The organism is Myxococcaceae bacterium JPH2 (genome assembly GCA_016458225.1).
Classification (GTDB): Bacteria; Myxococcota; Myxococcia; order Myxococcales; family Myxococcaceae; genus Citreicoccus.
Window position 1 is genome coordinate 649,753 of record JAEMGR010000005.1, and the last position, 17,871, is coordinate 667,623.

The window sequence follows — 17,871 nt, forward strand, 5'->3', positions numbered from 1 at the left end:
CTCCCCCATCGGCGCGTTTCGCGATAGGGAGGAGGCCATGCGCGCTCCCTGTCGCCCGCTCCCCGCGGATGGACGTTTCCTCCAGTCCGTCGGTCCCACGCCGCTCGTCCCTGTGAAGCTGGACGCGGATGGACCCACCATCTGGTGCAAGCTCGAGTTCCTCAACCCCAGCGGCTCCACCAAGGACCGCATCGCGCGGTACATGCTGGAGAAGGCCTGGCGCCTGGGTGAGCTGTGCCCGGGCGGCAAGGTGGTGGAGGCCTCCAGCGGCTCGACGAGCATCGCCCTGGCGCTGGCCAGCGCGCAGATGGGCTGCAGCTTCACCGCGGTCATGCCCGAGGGCGTGACGGACGAGCGCCTCCTGACCATCCGCGCGTATGGCGGTGACGTGCTGCTCGTCCCGCGCGCCGAGGGCATCCGTGGCGCCATCGCCCGCGCCGAGTCCTTCGCGAAGGAGCACGGCGCCTATGCGCCGCGCCAGTTCGAGAACCCCGACAACGCCGAGGCGCACCGCGTGTGGACGGGGCAGGAGATTCTCGCGCAGGTGCCGGGCGGGCTCGTGCACGGCGTGGTGAGCGGCGTGGGCACCGGCGGCACCGTGGTGGGCCTGTATCAGGCGTTCGCGGAGGCCGGCTGTCCGGTGACGGCGTTCGTCGCGCGGCCCGTGGCGGGCCTCGGCTGCGACATCGAGTGCTGCAGCTTCAGCTCGCGCGTGCCGGGCGTGGTGGACGGCCTGTCGCGGCTGTACCGCGAGGCCGACATGCCGGGCACCGTGGAGCTGGACATCTCCGACGACGTGGCCATGGGCACCGCGCGCGCGCTCATCCGCCGAGGCTTCCCCGTGGGCCCGTCCTCGGGCCTCAACTACGCGGCCGCCGTCGAGGCCGCCAGGCGCCTGGGGCCCAGCGCGCAGGTGGTGACGGTGTTCCCGGACCGCATGGAGCGCTACTTCTCCACCGAGCTCATCCAGCCGAAGCCCGCGCCCGCCAAGGGCGTGGCCTAGCAGTCCCGTCTCACGGCTACGGCCGGGCTTCGTCCGAGGAGCCCGGCCGCGCGCCGCTCTGCCCCAACCGCCGCAGGGCCTCCGCCGTCGCCGCGTCCGCTGGGAAGAAGGACTCGATGGCCAGCTCCGACAGCGTGATGTCGTTGGCCGTGCCGAACACGGTGATGGTGCTGAACAGCGAGAGCTGACCCGCTTCCGTGTCGAGCCGCAGCGGCACCACCACGCCCACGTCCGGGGACTCGTGCATGGACGACCCGCCCGCGGGCGCGGGCAGCGCCTTGAGTTCCTCCAGCAGGTTCGACAGCGTGCTGTCGGTCGACATCTCCACCTGACGGTGCAGCCGCGCCAGCAGGTGTCCGCGCCACTGCGCCAGGTTGACGATGCGCGGGGCGAGTCCTCGCGGATGCAGGCTCAGCCGCAGCACGTTCACCGGCGGCTGGAGCAGCGCAGGGTCCACGCCCACGAGCAGCGGCGCGATGGCCCCGTTCGCGGAGACGAGCGTCCAGTGGCGATCCACCGCGAGGGCCGGATAGGGCTCGTGTCCCGAGAGCACCATGTCCACGGCCTCGCGCGCGGCGCGCAGCGCGGGGTCATCCAACTGCCGCTCTACGTAAGTAGGCGCATGGCCGGCGGCCACCAGCAGGCCGTTGCGGTCGCGCAGCGGAATCTCCAGCTCCTCGGCCAGGTGGAGAATCATCTCCCGGCTGGGAATCGAGCGCCCCGTCTCCATGAAGCTGATGTGCCGCGTGGAGACTTCCGCGCGCAGGGCCAGCTCCATCTGACTGATGCCCCGCTGCTGGCGCCACTTGCGCAGCAGCTCTCCGACAGGACGACTCCGGGGTGCCATGGCCGCTCACCATAAGCAGGGGCCACGCGCCAATCCACCGGATGCGCACCCCCCCCGGCAATTACCTCGCGCGTCATCGCGGGCCTCGAGCGACCTCTCTACTTTGCGACTCACTCACCGGGCGGCACCGCACGCCGCCCTCACCCAGGAGCAGAGCATGGACACCGTCGCCAACTCCCAGTCCCCGCTGCGCAAGGCCTTCATCCTCGACGCCGTCGCCACGAGCGCCATGGGCGTGATGCTCGCCGCGGGCGCCGGGATGCTCACCTCCTTGCTCGGCCTGCCCGTGGAGTTGCTGCGCTGGACCGGCCTCGCGCTCATCCCCTTCGGCGCCATCCTCGCCGTGGTGGGGATGCGGCAGAACATCCCGGCGGGACTCGCCTGGCTCCTCATCGGCTGCAACGCGATGTGGGTGGTGGACAGCCTGCTGCTCCCCTTGAGCGGCTGGGTGCAGGCCACCGCGCTGGGCACGGTCTTCGTGGTGGGCCAGGGCCTGGTGGTCGCGGTGTTCGTGGGCCTGGAAGTCGCGGGGCTCCGTCGCGCGCAGCGCTCCAGCGTGGCCTGACCTCCGGGGTGCGCCGCCCGGCCCCGTGAAGGGCAACCGGGCGGCCCCTCGGGGCAGGACAGGCGCGCAGGACACCGGCGCTATAGTCCGCGCCCACCATGAAGAAGGACTCCCTCTCGGGACGCACCCGGCGCGCGGCCTGGCGCGAACTGTGGCTCACGCTCGCCCCCGCGCTGCTGCTCGTCGCCGCGGCGTTCGCCGGCACCTTCTATTTCGTCCAGCCCGCGCCCCCCATGAAGCTCGTGCTCGCGGTGGCGCCCGACGAAGGCGGCTTCAAGTACTACGCGCGCCGCTATCAAGAGTTCCTCGCGCGACACGGCGTCACCCTGGAGCTGCGCGCCACGAAGGGCTCCGCCGAGAACCTCGCGCTGCTCAACTCGGACACTCCGGGCGCCGACGTGGCCTTCGTGCAGAGCGGCACGCCCGGCATCGACAAGGTCAGCCACGTGCTGTCGCTGGGCAGCGTGGCCTATGTGCCCCTCTGGGTGTTCTACCGAGGCGAGAGCGTGGAGGACCTGCGCGGACTCCAGGGCCGGCGCATCGCCGTGGGCCCCGAGGAGAGCGGCACGCGGGCCCTGGCGCTCACCCTCTTGAAGGCCAACGGCGCGGACGCGTCCCCCGCCACCGAGCTGCTCCCGTACGAGCGCGCCGAGGCCATCGAGCAGCTCAAGGCCGGACAGGTGGACGCGGTGTTCCTCGTCTCTCCCGCCGAGTCGCCGGCCATCCAGAAGCTCGCGGCGATCCCCGGCGTGCGCCTGCTCGACTTCGTGCGCGCCGAGGCCTATGTGCGTCGCTACCCGTACCTGTCGAAGCTCGTGCTCCCGCGCGGCGTCTTCGACCTGGCCCGGGACGTTCCAGCGAAGGACGTGACGCTCGTGGCGCCCACCGCGAACCTGGTGGTGACGGACCGCCTGCACCCGGCGCTCAAGTACCTGCTCCTGCGCGCCGCGAGCGAGGTCCACGGCGGCTCCGGCCTGCTGGACCGGGCTGGTGAGTTCCCGTCACCGCGTGAAGCGGGGCTCGTGCTCGGCAGCGAGGCGCGGCGCTACTACGAGTCCGGTGTCCCGCTGCTCCAGCGTCACCTGCCCTTCTGGGCCGCGAACCTGGTGGATCGGCTGTGGGTGATGTTGGTGCCCTTCATCGCGGTGGTGGTGCCGCTGGGCAAGGCCGTGCCCGCGTTCCTCCTGTGGCGCGTGCGCTCGCGCATCTTCAAGTGGTACGCGCGACTCAAGGAGATCGAGATTCAGCTCGAGGAGAACCCCGGCCGCCCCATGCTGGAAGGGATGCTCGCGCGACTCGACGAGGCCGAGCGCGAGGTGAACCGCATCCCCATGCCCATCGCCTACGCGGAGAACCTCTACTTCTTCCGCGAGCACATCGACGTGGTGCGCCGCCGCATCACCCGCCGACTGACGGACGCGCCCTCGGAGAGCATCGACCCCGCGGTCTCCGCGTTGAGCTGACGGACTCCGGGCTAGGTGCGCATGCGCAGCCGCGTCTCGTGCACGGCATCCAGGGGCGCGGTCTTCTCGCGCTCCGCGGAGCGCAGCAGGCGCAGGATGCTGGGCCCCAGCACATCAATCTCCGTGGACGCGTACGTCTCCGTGCCGAAGCGCTGAATCGTCTTGAGCTGCTCCTCCAAGATGCGCACGTCCTGCCGGAAGATGTGCAGCGCCACCGGCACGGCGAGCGGCAGCACCGCGCGCAAGAGCAGCCGGGGCAGCGGCAACCGGAACGTGGCCACCGCGTACACCTGCGTGTCGTAGTCGGACACCGGCGTCATCGCGGAGGTGACGAGGATGTGGCTGCCCTCGCCGATTCGGTACTCCACCTGCGCGATGGACGGCAGCAGGAAGCGGTCGAAGTGCTGCACCACGCCGCCTCCGGGCGCGAGCACCCGGCCCACCAGTCCCGTCGGGCGCGGCTCGCCCACGTACTCCGCCTCCACCCGGTCCGCGCTCCGGCGCACGACGACGTCGATGTCGTTGCGCTTCGCCTCGGTGCGAAAGAGGCCGCCGTGCAGGTAGGCGGTGTGCGGAACATCCAGCGTGTTCTCCAGCACCGCGTGCAGCGTGCCCGGCGCGCGCAGCACGCGGCGCACCGTGGTGTAGTCCGCGGCGTCCAGCAGCGGGAAGCGGAAGGGCTCGGAGGTCGGCTCGACGCCGGGCGTGGAGTAGACCCAGATGAAGCCGTCCTGCTCGCGGGTGGCGTACGAGGCCGCGCAGCGCGACTTCGCGGCGGGCTCACCGAGGAACCCCGGGATGGCGCGGCACTGGCCCTCCCGGTCGAACTTCCACCCGTGATAGCCGCACTGGAGCTGCCCGTCCCGCACCTGCCCCAGGGACAGCGGCACGTTGCGGTGAGGGCAGCGGTCCAACAGCGCGGCGGGCTTGCCCGTCTCGTCGCGGAAGAGGACGAGCGGCGTGCCTTGCAGCGTGCGCGCCACGGGCTTGCGACCCAGCTCCCGTGACGCGCAGAGGATGAACCACGAATTCGGCAGGCGGACGACCGAGACATGGCCCGCGGGGGCGGCAGGGGTTCGCGACTCCTCGCGAGCGTTCATGCCGCCAGTCTAATGTCACCCGCGCCCGGCGTGCGCTAGAGCTTCAGCCGACGCAGCCTGAGGGCGTTTCCGATGACGGACACCGACGAGAGGCTCATCGCCGCGCTGGCGAAGATGGGGCTCAGGAGCAGGCCGAACACCGGATACAGGACGCCCGCCGCCAGGGGCACGCCCAGCAGGTTGTAGATGAAGGCGAAGAAGAGGTTCTGCCGGATGTTGCGCAGCACGCCCTCGCTCAACCGGCGCGCTCGGACGATGCCGCGCAGGTCTCCCTTCACCAGCGTCACGCCCGCGCTCTCCATCGCGATGTCCGTGCCCGTGCCCATGGCGATGCCCACATCCGCCTGAGCGAGCGCTGGGGCATCGTTCACCCCGTCCCCCGCCATCGCCACCACGCGCCCCTCCTGCTGGAGCTTGCGCACCGCGTCTCCCTTCCCGTCCGGGAGCACGCCCGCGATGACCTCGGTGATGCCCAGCCGCTTCGCCACCGCCTCGGCCGTGGTGCGGCTGTCGCCGGTGAGCATCACCACGCGCAGGCCCTCGGAGCGAAGCTGCGCCAGCGCCTCGGGCGTGGTGTCCTTCACCGGGTCTTCCACGCCCAACAGCCCCGCCAGCCGTCCGCCCGCCGACACGAGCACCACCGTCTGGCCCTCCGCGCGCAGGGACTCGGCGCGCTCCGTCAGGGCCCGAGCGTCCACGCCGCGAGCGTTCATCAGCGCCGCGTTGCCCAGGGCGACATCGGTTCCGTCCACGCGCCCGGTGACGCCCTGCCCCGTGTGGGACTGGAAGCCCTCCACCGACGCGAGCACCACGCCCTGCGCCTGCGCACCGGCCACGATGGCCGCCGCGAGCGGATGCTCACTGCCGCGCTCCAGGCTCGCGGCCAGCCGCAGCAGGTGCGACGCATCCAGACCCGCGGCGGGAAGCACCGTGACGAGTTGGGGCTTGCCCTGCGTCAGCGTGCCCGTCTTGTCCACCACCAGGGTGTCCACCGCCGCCAGCCGCTCCAGCGCCGCCGCGTCTTTGATGAGCACGCCCACGCCCGCGCCTCGGCCCGTGCCCACCATGACGGACATGGGCGTGGCCAGGCCCAGCGCGCACGGGCACGCGATGATGAGCACCGCCACCGCGTTGACGAGCGCATGCGCCAGCCGCGGCTCCGGGCCCCAGATGGCCCACACCGCCGCCGTCAGCACCGCCACCGCGATGACCGCCGGCACGAAGACGCTGGCCACCTTGTCCGCCAACCGCTGGATGGGCGCGCGGGTCCGCTGCGCCTCGCTCACCCGCTGGACGATGCGAGAGAGGAGCGTGTCACGCCCCACGCGCTCCGCGCGCATCACCCACGAGCCCGTGCCGTTCACCGTCCCGCCCGTCACCTTCGCGCCCGCCGACTTCTCCACCGGCACGGACTCGCCCGTCACCATCGACTCGTCCACCGCGCTGGCGCCCTCCAGCACCACGCCATCCACCGGGACCTTCTCGCCAGGGCGCACCCGGAGCCTGTCCCCCACGTGCACGTGAGACAGCGGCACGTCCTCCTCGTGGCCATCCTCCCGAACGCGCCGAGCAATGGCCGGGGCCAGGCTCAACAGCGCCCGCAGCGCGCCGGACGTGGCGTGCCGCGCTCGCAGCTCCAACACCTGCCCCAACGCCACCAGGGTGACGATGACCGCCGCCGCCTCGAAGTAGACGGGCGCCGTGCCGCCGTGGCCGGTGCGCGCGCCCTCGGGCAGCGCGTGGGGGAACAGGGTGCTCACCACGCTGAAGACGTAGGCCGCGCCCGTGCCCAGCGCGATGAGGGTGAACATGTTCAGGTGCCGGTTGCGCACCGACGTCCAGCCGCGCTGGAAGAACGGCGCGCCGCCCCAGAGCACCACCGGCGTGGCCAGCACCAGCTGCGCCCACGCGAGCAACGCGGGCGACACCGCGTGCTGCAACGGCTGCCCCGGAATCATGTCCGACATGGCCAGGATGAGGAGCGGCACGGACAGCGCCACGCCCACCCAGAAGCGCAGCGTCATCGAGCGCAGCTCGGGGTCTGGCGGCTCCTCGGGCAGCACGGTGCGCGGCTCCAGCGCCATGCCGCACTTGGGGCACGCGCCGGGGTGCTCGCTCACCACCTCGGGGTGCATGGGGCAGGTGTACTCGACGCGCGCCTCCAGCACGGGCGGCGACTCGGGCTCCAGCGCCATGCCGCACTTGGGGCACGCGCCCGGGTGGTCCTGCCGGACCTCGGGGTCCATGGGGCAGATGTACGCGGTGCCCGGGGGCGCGGCCGGCGCGGGCTCGGCGGCGGCGGGCTCCAGGAAGCGCCGGGGGTCGGCGCGGAAGCGCTCGCGGCACTTCGGGTTGCAGAAGAAGTACGTGTGGCCGTCGTGCTCCAGGCTGCCCCCCTTGGGGGCGTGGCGGTCCACCTTCATTCCGCAGACCGGGTCGATGGCGGGCTCCCCGACCTCGGGGGTCGGCGGATGCGCGTGGCCATGGGGGTCGGCGTGAGCGTGGGAGTGCGCGTGCGGGCGGGACGACATGTCGGTTCAGCTCCTTTTCATCCCGGCCAACGGAGCACCCGGCGGCCTCTTACACAGGGGTAAGCGCGAAAGTGCCGGGGGGAACCATCGGTTTGCCTCCCCGCCGCCTCGGGAACCGGGCAGGCTGCGCGCCTTCGGGCCGAAAACGACCCGGAGTCCGGGCTCGCTCCGTACTCCGAGGCGGGCAAGGGGGCGGCCCCTCGCTTTCGAGGGCACCGCGCCGTCTGGGGAGCTGCGTGATGCGTGGGACTTGGGGGACCTGGGCCGTGTGCGCCCTGGTCATCAGCGGATGCGACGGAATCTCCATCAGCCCCGCGCATGCCTCGCGCGCGCGGACCCTCGCCGAGCCGCCGGGAGAGAACTGTCCCCTGGGCGGACAGGCCGTGCAGACGGGCCTGGACACGGACAAGAGCGGCCAGCTCGATGACGCCGAGGTCACCAGCACCACCTACGTCTGCGCGGCCACCCCGCTCGCCGCGCGCACCCGCGTCCTGCCGGAGCCCACCGGGGCCCACTGCGAGTGGGGCGGACAGGCCGTGCAGACGGGCCTGGACCTGGATGCGAACGGGCGGCTCGACGACGCGGAGGTGACGGCGACCGAGTACCTCTGCGCCTCGCGGACGCCCGAGGTCCTGGTGCGCACGCGCAGCTTCGGGCCCGATGCCCGCTGCGCGAATGGTGGCCAGGAGACCTCCGCCGGAATGGACACGAACGCGGACGGACAGCTCGCGGAGGGGGAGGTCACCCGGACGACGGTGGCGTGCCTCACGCCCGCGCCCGTGCTCGTCCGACTGAGCCCGACCGAGCCCCCCGTCGCCTGCGTCCGCGCGGGCGTGCTCGTGGAGGCGGGCCCCGACACCAACGCGAACCAGGTGCTGGACCCCACCGAGGTGCGCGCCGTGACAGGCATCTGCGACACCACGCTGGCCCGCGTCCTCGCGCGAACCCGCCCCGAGCCCGCGGGCGAGGTCTGCGCCCTGGGCGGCACGCGGGTGCTCGTGGGGGAGGACCGCGACGAAAACGGGCAGCTCGAGGACGCCGAGGCCAGCACCTTCGCCACGGTGTGCGAGGCCGCGCCCACGCTGGAGGGCACCTACGTGGTGCGTGGTCCGGCGGACCTCGCGGCGCTCCAAGGCGTCGCGCGCATCGTGGGCGGGCTGGAGTTGGTGGGCAAGGAGCTCACCGAGGTGAAGCTGCCCGCGCTGACGACCGTGGAGGGCGCGCTGAGCATCACGGACACGCTCCGCCTGGAGCGCGTCCAGCTCCCGAGCCTGCGACTCGTGCAGGCCGACGTCATCGTGCGCAACAACACGCGGCTCGAGACCTTGGAGCTGGGTCCGCAGCGCGCGCCCGAGCAAGGCACCAAGAGCGAGTGGTGGGTGCAGGGGTCGCTCCACGTCGAGAACAACCCCTCGCTGGCGAGCCTGGGCGGGATGGCCTTCATGGTGCCTCGCCTGAGCATCAACGTGCACAACAACGCCAACCTGCGGGTGCCCGGTGAGATGAGCATGGTCGAGAACCTGCTCGGCTCGCTCGTCCTCCAGGACAACCCCCAGTTGCAGAGCATCCCCTTCCCCCGGCTCCAGTCGGCGCAGGCGGATGTGACGATCTGGAACAACAGCGCGCTCCCGAACCTGACGGGGCTGGACGCCCTGCGGCGCATCGGGGGCGCGCTCAACATCCGGAACAATGCCCACCTGAGGAGCCTCGTGGGGCTGGACTCGCTCGACTCCGTCGAGGTGCTCCAGGTGTTCAGCAACCCGGAGCTGAAGACGACGCAGGGGCTCACGAACCTCTACCATGCGCGGCTCCTGGAGTTCTCCAGCAACGGCAGCCTGGAGTTCGTGGGCGACTTCCTCTCACTTCAGTCGCTGGACACGCTCTACGTGTCGAGCAACGCGTCACTGGTGAGCATCACGGGGATGCCTCGGCTCCAGGCCCTCAACGAGCGCCTCTTCCTCCACAACAACCCCTTCCTCGAGGGGCTCAAGGGGCTCGGGGGGCTGCGGTACGTGCGCGCGCTCCAGGTGACCAGCAATGCGTCCCTGACGACGCTGGAGCCGCTGCGCAACCTGCGGGAGGTGGAGGAGTTCACGCTCTTCGGCAACCTCAACCTCCTGCGGCTCGACCTGGGGGGATTGGCCCGCGTCAGCGCGACGCTCTCCATCGAGAACAACCCCAAGCTGCCCACCTGCCTCGCCACCACGCTGGCCGAACGGACCTACGCCGGCGCGCCCGAGCAGCTGAACATCTCGGGCAACAGCGACGATGCGGCGGCTTGCATGCGGTGAGCGTCAGCGCTTGGAGCGGCAGGCGCAGTCCAGACAGCCGTGCGAGGCGCACGTGCCGCAGCTTCGCTCCAGCTGCTTGCGCAGGGCCTGTCGAGCGCGGTGCAGGCGCACGCCCGCGTTGTTGGCGGTGATGCCCACCTCGCGCGCGACCTCGGGCACGGCGCGCTCTTCCAGGTCCACCTGGCGGACGATGTCCGCGTACTCGGGCTTGAGCGTGGAGAGCAGGTCGCCCACGCACGCGCAGACGGCGACCTTCAGCTCCGGGTCTTCACTCGCCTCCTGTGCCTCGCGGGCCTCGCGCTCCAGGGCGCGACCCTCCGCGGCCTGACGACGGTAGTGGTCCACCAGCGCGTTGCGCAGCAGCCGGTAGAACCACGCCACCGCGCCCTCGCCATCCCGCAGCATCCCGCCCTTCTCCAGCGACTTCACGAAGGCGGCCTGCAACAGCTCCTCGGCGATGGCGCGACTGCCCACGCGCCGCTCCAGGAACGACAAGAAGCGGCGGTGGTTGTCCACCAGCGCTCGGATGACCTCGCCCGAGTCGTCCCGCGCGATGTTCGCGGACTCCTGCCCCTGACCTGACTCCATCACTGCGCCACCCGCGTTCCTTTCCTCCGGGCCGGGCCGCGCGCGACAGGCCCATGCCTTCGCCGGGCCGAGACCCGCTCGACGTTCATCCTGCCCACCGACCCTCGTGCGCGCACGCGCCTCGTGGACCCACCGAGGCAACGGCATGCGCCGAGACGACCGCACCTGCCTCCCGGACTCCTCGACCGAGCAGCCGACGGGAGCGGACATGGCGCGGCCGTATCGCAAGCGACGTACCAGCATCGCCCGCTCACGATTCCAGGGACTTGTGGGGGACTCGCCTGCCCGGACTGTGACCGGACACATCACACTGTGACGTTCCGGGTGCCGTTCAAGACGACTGGGGCGGAGTCACAGCGGGGCGAACTCATCGAGCAGAACACTCGGGCCAACGCATCACGGAGGCTCGACTTACGGCCCGTGGAGCGAACGGACGACGCGCTGACGGCGAGAGCACAGCTCGAAGGTCGTTGAACAGCGCAGCGCCCGCACGCGGGATTCGCGGCGGGCGCTGGGGTGCTGAGGGATGAAAGCGTTCGCTCAGGGAGGGCCGTAGTTCTGGCGGCGCGAGTTCAGCTCGACCGCCGTCGCGTAGATCTGCGCCCACGTGCGGTACTTCCAGCGCGCGCCCACGCTCTTCTGGTCGTTGGCGTAGTCGAAGAGGTCGTTGCGGAACTGCGCATCGGCGGCCTTGCGGGCCTCGGGCGCCAGGGGCGTGCCCTTGCGCGCGTAGTACCGCAGGAGGTCGTAGCCGTAGTCGTGCGTCTTCGCGGCGGGATCGAACTCCTTCGTCGGTCCAATCTTCCCCGGTGACGACGCGTCGCCATACGGGTCCTGCATCCGCGTGCCGTGCTTCGTCTGGATGGCGTAGGGCGTGTAGCCCATCACCTGCGCGAAGTCGGCGGGGGGCGGACGGGCGCCCGTGAGGTACTCGTGCATCAGCGCGCCATGGTCACCGGCCGGCGCCGCGGACACCTGGGCCGTGCGCTGCGTGGCGGAGGTGCCCGGGGTGAAGGCGTCCCGCGCATGAGGCGAAGCGGCCGGGGCCTTCGCGGCCTTGGTCGCGGTGGGAGACCCCGGGCGGGAACTCACCGGGGCACGGGCGGGAACTCGGTCGTTGCGGATGAGCATGGGAGGCGCAGGGGGAGAAAGCTGCGATGTATTGGTTTTTCGCACACGGCGAGACGAAAGTTGCGCGGCGCGGGAATGACGCACCGCGAGACGCGGAGGAGGCCACGGTGGAGACGAACCTGTATCGCGAGGGAATGGCCCGGCTGGAGGCCGGGGACGCGGCAGCGGCGAGGGCCCTGCTGGAGGAGGCACTCCAGGCCGCGCCGGACGCGCCCGAAGTCCTCCACGGGCTGGCGAGGGCCCTGGACCTGCTGGGCGAACGCGATGCCGCGCGTGAGCTGCTGGAGCGTGCCCACGCCCGCGCGCCCACCGAGCCGGGGCCCGCCTGCGACCTGGCGATGACCTACCTGGAGCGCGGCGAGGACACGCGAGCCCGGGAGGTGCTCGCCCCCGTGGTGGCGGTCCATGCGACGCACCCCGCCGCGAACCTGCACCTCGCCCTGGCCCTGGCGAAGACGGAGCCTCGCCGCGCGCGCGAGCACCTGGCCCGTGTGCTCCAGGGCTCCGATGCCCAGGCGCGCCAACAGGCCGAGGCGCTCGACCGCGCGCTGGCGGAGGACGCTACTCGGCGCGCTTGAAGTCGTCCGAGCGAACGCCGTAACGCTTCAGCAAGCGATGCAGGCTCTCGCGCTCCATGCCCGCGCGCTCGGCCGCGTGCGTGACGTTGCCGCCGAACTCCTGCATCAGCGCCGCCAGGTAGTCGCGCGACACCGAGTCCCGAGCGCTGTCCACCGCCTCGCGGTAGGGCAGCCGGGCCAGTGACTCCGAGGAGGTCCCCGCGCTCGTGACAGGGCTCCGAGTCGCGCTCAGTCCCGAGTCCAGCTCGGGCGGCAGATCCTCGCGCTGGATGCGAGGCCCCACCGCCACCGCCGCCGCGCGCGCCATCGCGTTCTCCAACTGGCGCACGTTCCCCGGCCACGCCGCGCTGGTGAGCGCGCGCAGGGCCTCGGGGGTGAAGCCCTCCAGCTCCGGCCGACCCGCGCGCGCGAGGAAGTGCATCGCCAGCAAGGGGATGTCCTCGCGCCGCTCGCGCAAGGCGGGCAGCCGCACCGTCACCACGTTGAGCCGGTAGTAGAGGTCCTCGCGGAAGCGGCCCGCCGCCACCTCCGCCTGGAGGTCTCGGTGCGTCGCCGCCACCACCCGCACGTCCACCTTCACCGGCGCGGTGGTGCCCACGCGGCGCACTTCCTTCTCCTGCAAGGCCCGGTTGAGCTTCACCTGCACGGGCAGCGGCAGGTCACCCATCTCATCCAGGAAGAGCGTGCCGCCGTGAGCCTCTTCGAAGAGCCCGGCCTTCGCGGCCGTGGCGCCGGTGAAGGCGCCCTTCGCGTGACCGAACAGCTCGCTCTCCACCAACTCCGCCGGCAGCGCGCCACAGTTGACCGCCACGAAGGGCCGAGCCGCGCGAGCGCTCTCCGCGTGCACCGCGCGCGCCGCCAGCTCCTTGCCCGTGCCCGTCTCGCCCGTGAGCAGCACCGTCAGGTCGCGCGCCGCCACCTGTGCCAGCAACGCATGGAGCTGACGCATGGGCGCGCTCGTGCCGCGCAGGCCGTGGAAGTCCGGGGCCGCCGCGAGCCGCGCCGGGAGTCCCGCCGCCTCGCGCCGCTGACGTCGCCGCTCCAGCGCGCGCGCCACCACCAGCGCGACCTCGTCTGGGTCAAAGGGCTTGGAGAGATAGTCATACGCCCCCTCGCGCATGGCCTCCACGGCCTTCGGGATGCTGGCGAACGCGGTGACGAGCACCACCTCCGTGTCCGGCGCGCGCCGCTTCACCTCGCGCAGCACCGCGAAGCCATCCGCGCCGGGCATCTGGATGTCCGTCACCACCACGTCGAACTCGCGCGAGGCCAGCAGCGCCAGCGCGCGCGTGCCGTCCGCGGCCGGCGTCACCTCGTAGGCGTCTCCGAGGATGCGCGAGAACAGCTTCAGCATGTTCTCCTTGTCATCCACCACCATCACCTGCGGCCGAGGCTCACTCATGACAGCGCCTCCTGCGCGCTCGTGGGAGGAGGCAACCGCAGCGTGAAGCGCGCGCCGCCCAGCGGACCGGTGTCCGCCTCGATGCGTCCGCCGTGGGCCTCCGCGATGGCCTGACTCACCGCGAGCCCCAGCCCCGTGCCCGTGGGCTTGGTGGTGAAGAACGGCTCGAACAACCGCGCGCGCTCGTCCGGCTTCATCCCCGGCCCCGAGTCCGATACCGCCACGCTCGCCGCTCCGTCCCCACCCGCCTCGATGCGCACTTCCACACGCCCTCCCTCTCCCGCCGCCTCCGCGGCGTTCTTCACCAGATTGAGCAGCACCTGCCGCAGCCGAGGCGGCTGGACCCACGCCGCGGCCTCGCCCTCCACCGACACCTTCACGTTGCCCAGCCGCTCCGCCTCGCGCAGCCGGCCCACCACGTCCTCGCACGCCTCGCGCAGCGGCACCCGCTCCAGCGGCCCCCGGCCCGGACGCGACAAGTCCAACAGCCCCTCGACGATGTCCTGACAGCGCATCGCCTCCTCCTCCACCACCTTCAGGTCCTCCGCCAGCCCGCCCTCGGCCTTGCGCTGCAGGAGCCGCACGTACCCCAGGATGACGCCGAGCGGGTTGTTGATTTCGTGCGCCACGCCCGCCGCCAGCCGCCCGATTCCCGCGAGCTTCTCGTGCTGGACCCACTGCTCCTGGTGCGTGCGCACCGCCTCCATCATCCGGTTGAACTGCGCGGCCAGCTGGCCCAGCTCCCCCGGGTCATCCTCGGGGATGCGCGTGCGCAGGTCGCCCTGGGAGAGCCGCAGGGCACCCTCGGACAGCCGAGCCACCGGACGCGCCACCGAGTTGCCGATGTAGACCCCCACGCCCGCCGCGAACAGCGTGGCCCCGCCCAGGAACAAGAGCGCCCAGCGGAAGCTCGCGCGCTCCACCGCGCCCACGTGGTCCTCGAACCGGCCAATGGACGCATCGAAGCGACTGGCCAGCGCGTCCGCCCGCGCTTGGATGATGTTCACCTTCTCCAGCGCGTGCCCGTGCGCCGCCGTCACCGCGCCCTGGTCCTTGGCCAGCACGGCGGGCAGCAAGCTCTCCCGGTACAGCCGATCCAACGCGTCTCCCGACTCCTGGATGTCCGCCACCCAGGCGCGCTCCTCCGCGTCCTGCGCCTGGTCCCAGAGCTTGCGGGTGAGCGCCTCCACCCTCGCGCGCGCCTCGCTGTGGAAGCGCACATGGCTGGCATTGCCCAGGATGACGGTGTGCGCCAGGTGGGCGTATTCGTCGCGCACGGCGGTGGCCAACTCCAGCGCGTCGCGGACCCGGCCCCCTGCCTCGCGCAGCGTGCGCGAGCCCTCGTGGATGTCCGACAGCCGACCGAGCGCGAACCCCGACGCCGCGGCGAACAGGGCCACCAGCGCACCAAAGGCGAGCAGCAGTTTCCGAGTCGTGCTTCCAGCAGAGGGCCGCATCCGGGGCTGTATACAAGGCACGGGGGCGTCGCGCCCGGACCCAGTGTCCGCGAACACCCCACCCGCTCCGTTCATCATTCCGCTTGCGCGTCCGGGCACCGGGCGAGCATGACGAGAGTCTGGGGAGGAGCCGCTCATGGCCCTGCGCTTCAAGAACCTCGATGGCAGCGGACCGCAGCCGTTCAACACGGTCTTCAAGTGGGCCTTCCTGGACAAGGTCACGGGCAAGCGCCGCAAGTCTCCTGACCGCGCCCCCGTCCCGCGCGTGGAGCCGGACCTCGCCGTGCTCGCTACGCCACCCGCTCCGGGCGAGGGCGCGCGCCTCACGTGGCTCGGACACGCGAGCTGGCTCGTGCAACTGGATGGCGTCTCGCTCCTCGTCGACCCGGTGCTGCGCGACGCCATCAACGTCGTCATCCACCGCAACGTCCCGCCCGGCGTCCCCATCGAGAAGCTTCCGCCCATCAGCGCGAGCCTCGTGTCACACAACCACTATGACCACCTGGACCTGCCCACCTTGCAGGGCGTGGGCGCGCCCATCGTGACGGGACTGGGGCACGAGCGCGTCTTCCGCGGCAGCCACCTGCCCGTCACCGAGCTGGACTGGTGGCGCTCGACGCAGGTGGGCCCTGTCACGGTGCACTTCGTGCCCTCGCAGCACTGGAGCCGCCGCGGCCTCAACGACGTCAACGAGATGCTCTGGGGCGGCTTCGTCATCGAGGGCTCGAGTGCGCGCGTGTACCACTCCGGCGACACGGCCTACTTCGAGGGCTTCCGCGAGATTGGTCGGCGCTTCCCGGGCCTCGACGCGGCCCTTCTGCCCATTGGCGCGTATGACCCGGCGTGGTTCATGAGCCGCCAACACATGAACCCCGAGGAGGCCGCGCAGTCCTTCGAGGACCTGGGCGCGCGCGAGTTCCTCGCCATGCACTGGGGCACCTTCAAGCTCACCGACGAGCCGCTCGACGAGCCCCCCGTCCGGCTGGACGCCGAGTGGCACCGCCGCGGCTGGCCGCGCGAGCGCATGCATGTGCTCGCGGTGGGAGCCTCTCTCACCGTCAGACAGGGCTGAGCGCGGTTGAGCATGGCGGGGCTCTGTGTTCTGAGGAGCCCATGCTCCTGCCCGCACTCGTCGCTGTGGCGCTCACCCAGGCGCCTCCTCCCCTCACGACCCTCTCCGAACAAAGCGGCTGGCTGCGCACCGGCCGCGCCGCCGAGTCCGAGGCGCTGTGCCGCGCCTTCGCCAAGGCCTACCCGGGCAAGGCGAAGTGCGACACCGTGGGCACCACGCCCGAGGGACGTCCGATTCTCGCGCTCATCGCCAGCGCGGATGGAACGCTGACGCCCGCCGCCGCGCGCAAGAAGAACCGGCCCGTCGTCTTCTTCCAGGGCGGCATCCACGCGGGCGAAATCGACGGCAAGGACGCGGGCTACTGGCTCCTGCGCGACCTGCTCTCCGGCAAGGAGCAGCCGGACGTCCTCAAGGGCGTCACCGCCGTCTTCGTCCCCATCTTCAACGTGGACGGCCACGAGCGCTTCGGCGCCAACAACCGGCCCAACCAGCGCGGCCCCGAGGAGATGGGCTTCCGCGTCACGGGCCAGGGCTACAACCTCAACCGCGACTACATCAAGGCGGAGGCGCCCGAGATGGGCGCGCTGCTCACGTACCTCAACGCGTGGGATCCGCTCGTGTACCTGGACCTGCACGTCACGGACGGCGCCAAGTTCGAGCACGACGTGTCCGTCTCGCTGGAGCCGCAGAAGGGTGGCCCCGAGTCGCTGCGCCCGCTGGGCGTCAAGCTGCGCGAGGACCTCTTCCAGGTGCTGGAGTCCGAGGGCCACCTGCCCGTGGAGTTCTACCCGTCGTTCCGCCAGGACGATGACCCGGCCAGCGGCTTCGCGTACGGCATCGCCCCGCCGCGCTTCAGCCACGGCTACTGGCTGCAGCAGGGCCGCTTCGGAGTCCTGGTGGAGACGCACTCGTGGAAGCCCTACGCGCACCGCGTGAAGACCACGCGCGACATCCTCGCCAGCATGCTCCAGCAGGTGGCGCGCAACGGCGCCGCGCTCCAGGCCGCGGTGAAGGCGGAGGACGCCCGCGCCGAGTCCGGTCAGGTGAAGGAGGCGGTGCTCTCCTGGGAGGCGACGCAGAAGAACCACCCCATCGCCTTCCGCGGCTACGCGTATGAGCGCGGCCTGTCCGACCTGTCCGGCCAGCAGTGGGTCCGCTACGACGAGTCCAAGCCGCAGGTGTGGACCGTGCCTTATTTCGACGAGGTGAAGCCCGGGCTCACCGTGTCGCTGCCCGCGGGCGGCTACCTGATTCCTCCCGCGTACGCGGCCTGGGCGGCGCAGAAGCTCACCGCGCACGGGCTGCGCTTCGAGCGGCTCACGAAGCCCCTCTCGCCCACCGACGTGGAGGTCTTCCGCGCCACCGACGTCCAGTTCAACGCCCGGTCCTTCGAGGGACGCCAGGGCGCGGTGCTCAAGGGCGCGTGGACGCGCGAGTCGCGCGCCATCCCCGCTGGCACGCTCTACGTCCCGACCGCGCAGAAGGGCGTGCAACTCGTGGCGCACATCCTGGAGCCCACGGGCGCCGACTCGTGGGCGGCCTGGGGCCTGTTCAACAACGCGTTCGAGCAGAAGGAGTACATCGAGGACTACGTGGTGGAGCCCTTCGCGCGCGAGCTGCTGGCGAAGGACGCCCGCGTGAAGGCCGAGTGGGAGGAGCGCCTCAAGGACCCGGCCTTCGCCAAGGACCCGCGCGCCCGCCTGCGCTTCTTCGCCGAGCGGCACCCCGCCTTCGACCCGGCCTTCCGCCTGTACCCGGTGTTCCGCATGAGCGCGGCGCCCACCGCGCCCACCGCCGCGCGCTAGTCCTCGCGGCCCGCTGAAAAAACCGAGGCCCTCGTCCC

General features: G+C 71.6%; 14 protein-coding genes. 7 read left to right on the top strand and 7 right to left on the bottom strand.

All coding sequences use genetic code 11. The features are described from left to right. The first annotated feature begins 37 nt into the window (after positions 1–37). On the top strand, positions 38–1,003 hold the full coding sequence (locus JGU66_11545) for a cysteine synthase family protein (protein MBJ6761400.1): 966 nt from the start codon (positions 38–40) through the stop codon (positions 1,001–1,003). A 16-nt stretch (positions 1,004–1,019) separates the two neighbouring features. On the opposite strand, the gene JGU66_11550 is transcribed toward JGU66_11545, so the two are convergent. Continuing rightward, positions 1,020–1,850 (bottom strand): helix-turn-helix transcriptional regulator, encoded by an 831-nt coding sequence (locus JGU66_11550; GenBank protein MBJ6761401.1) that lies wholly within the window; start codon positions 1,848–1,850, stop codon positions 1,020–1,022. A gap of 157 nt (positions 1,851–2,007) precedes the next feature. Here JGU66_11550 and JGU66_11555 point away from each other — a divergent pair, with 157 nt between their 5' ends. Together JGU66_11555 and JGU66_11560 are read left to right on the top strand one after the other, a co-directional pair. Beyond that, on the top strand, positions 2,008–2,415 hold the full coding sequence (locus JGU66_11555) for a hypothetical protein (GenBank protein MBJ6761402.1): 408 nt from the start codon (positions 2,008–2,010) through the stop codon (positions 2,413–2,415). A 98-nt stretch (positions 2,416–2,513) separates the two neighbouring features. Then, positions 2,514–3,878, top strand: coding sequence for a C4-dicarboxylate ABC transporter substrate-binding protein (locus JGU66_11560; GenBank protein MBJ6761403.1), 1,365 nt, complete (start codon positions 2,514–2,516; stop codon positions 3,876–3,878). Between the two features lie 11 nt (positions 3,879–3,889). On the opposite strand, the gene JGU66_11565 is transcribed toward JGU66_11560, so the two are convergent. Continuing rightward, entirely contained in the window at positions 3,890–4,978 is a 1,089-nt protein-coding gene (locus tag JGU66_11565) for an aromatic ring-hydroxylating dioxygenase subunit alpha (GenBank protein MBJ6761404.1), read from the bottom strand. Between the two features lie 35 nt (positions 4,979–5,013). Further along, positions 5,014–7,509: a heavy metal translocating P-type ATPase gene (locus JGU66_11570; protein MBJ6761405.1), complete on the bottom strand. Its 2,496-nt coding sequence runs from the start codon at positions 7,507–7,509 to the stop codon at positions 5,014–5,016. Between the two features lie 239 nt (positions 7,510–7,748). Between JGU66_11570 and JGU66_11575 the strand changes: the two genes are divergently transcribed. Continuing rightward, complete coding sequence (locus tag JGU66_11575; GenBank protein ID MBJ6761406.1) at positions 7,749–9,800, top strand: hypothetical protein; 2,052 nt, start codon at positions 7,749–7,751, stop codon at positions 9,798–9,800. A 3-nt stretch (positions 9,801–9,803) separates the two neighbouring features. On the opposite strand, the gene JGU66_11580 is transcribed toward JGU66_11575, so the two are convergent. Both JGU66_11580 and JGU66_11585 read right to left on the bottom strand, forming a co-directional pair. After that, a complete protein-coding gene (locus JGU66_11580) occupies positions 9,804–10,388 on the bottom strand; it encodes an RNA polymerase sigma factor (protein ID MBJ6761407.1) in 585 nt (194 codons plus the stop codon). Positions 10,389–10,928: 540 nt separating this feature from the next. Then, positions 10,929–11,519 (bottom strand): hypothetical protein, encoded by a 591-nt coding sequence (locus tag JGU66_11585; GenBank protein ID MBJ6761408.1) that lies wholly within the window; start codon positions 11,517–11,519, stop codon positions 10,929–10,931. Positions 11,520–11,653: 134 nt separating this feature from the next. Between JGU66_11585 and JGU66_11590 the strand changes: the two genes are divergently transcribed. Further along, positions 11,654–12,097 (top strand): tetratricopeptide repeat protein, encoded by a 444-nt coding sequence (locus JGU66_11590; GenBank protein ID MBJ6761409.1) that lies wholly within the window; start codon positions 11,654–11,656, stop codon positions 12,095–12,097. On the opposite strand, the gene JGU66_11595 is transcribed toward JGU66_11590, so the two are convergent. Continuing rightward, a complete protein-coding gene (locus JGU66_11595; GenBank protein MBJ6761410.1) occupies positions 12,081–13,499 on the bottom strand; it encodes a sigma-54-dependent Fis family transcriptional regulator in 1,419 nt (472 codons plus the stop codon). The two genes, JGU66_11590 and JGU66_11595, sit on opposite strands and share 17 nt — an antisense overlap. Next, complete coding sequence (locus JGU66_11600; GenBank protein MBJ6761411.1) at positions 13,496–14,956, bottom strand: HAMP domain-containing protein; 1,461 nt, start codon at positions 14,954–14,956, stop codon at positions 13,496–13,498. The genes JGU66_11595 and JGU66_11600 overlap by 4 nt, the downstream gene beginning before the upstream one ends. Before the next feature lie 136 nt (positions 14,957–15,092). Between JGU66_11600 and JGU66_11605 the strand changes: the two genes are divergently transcribed. Then, positions 15,093–16,028, top strand: coding sequence for an MBL fold metallo-hydrolase (locus JGU66_11605; protein ID MBJ6761412.1), 936 nt, complete (start codon positions 15,093–15,095; stop codon positions 16,026–16,028). Between the two features lie 41 nt (positions 16,029–16,069). Continuing rightward, positions 16,070–17,833 (top strand): peptidase M14, encoded by a 1,764-nt coding sequence (locus JGU66_11610; GenBank protein ID MBJ6761413.1) that lies wholly within the window; start codon positions 16,070–16,072, stop codon positions 17,831–17,833. Positions 17,834–17,871: the final 38 nt, after the last annotated feature.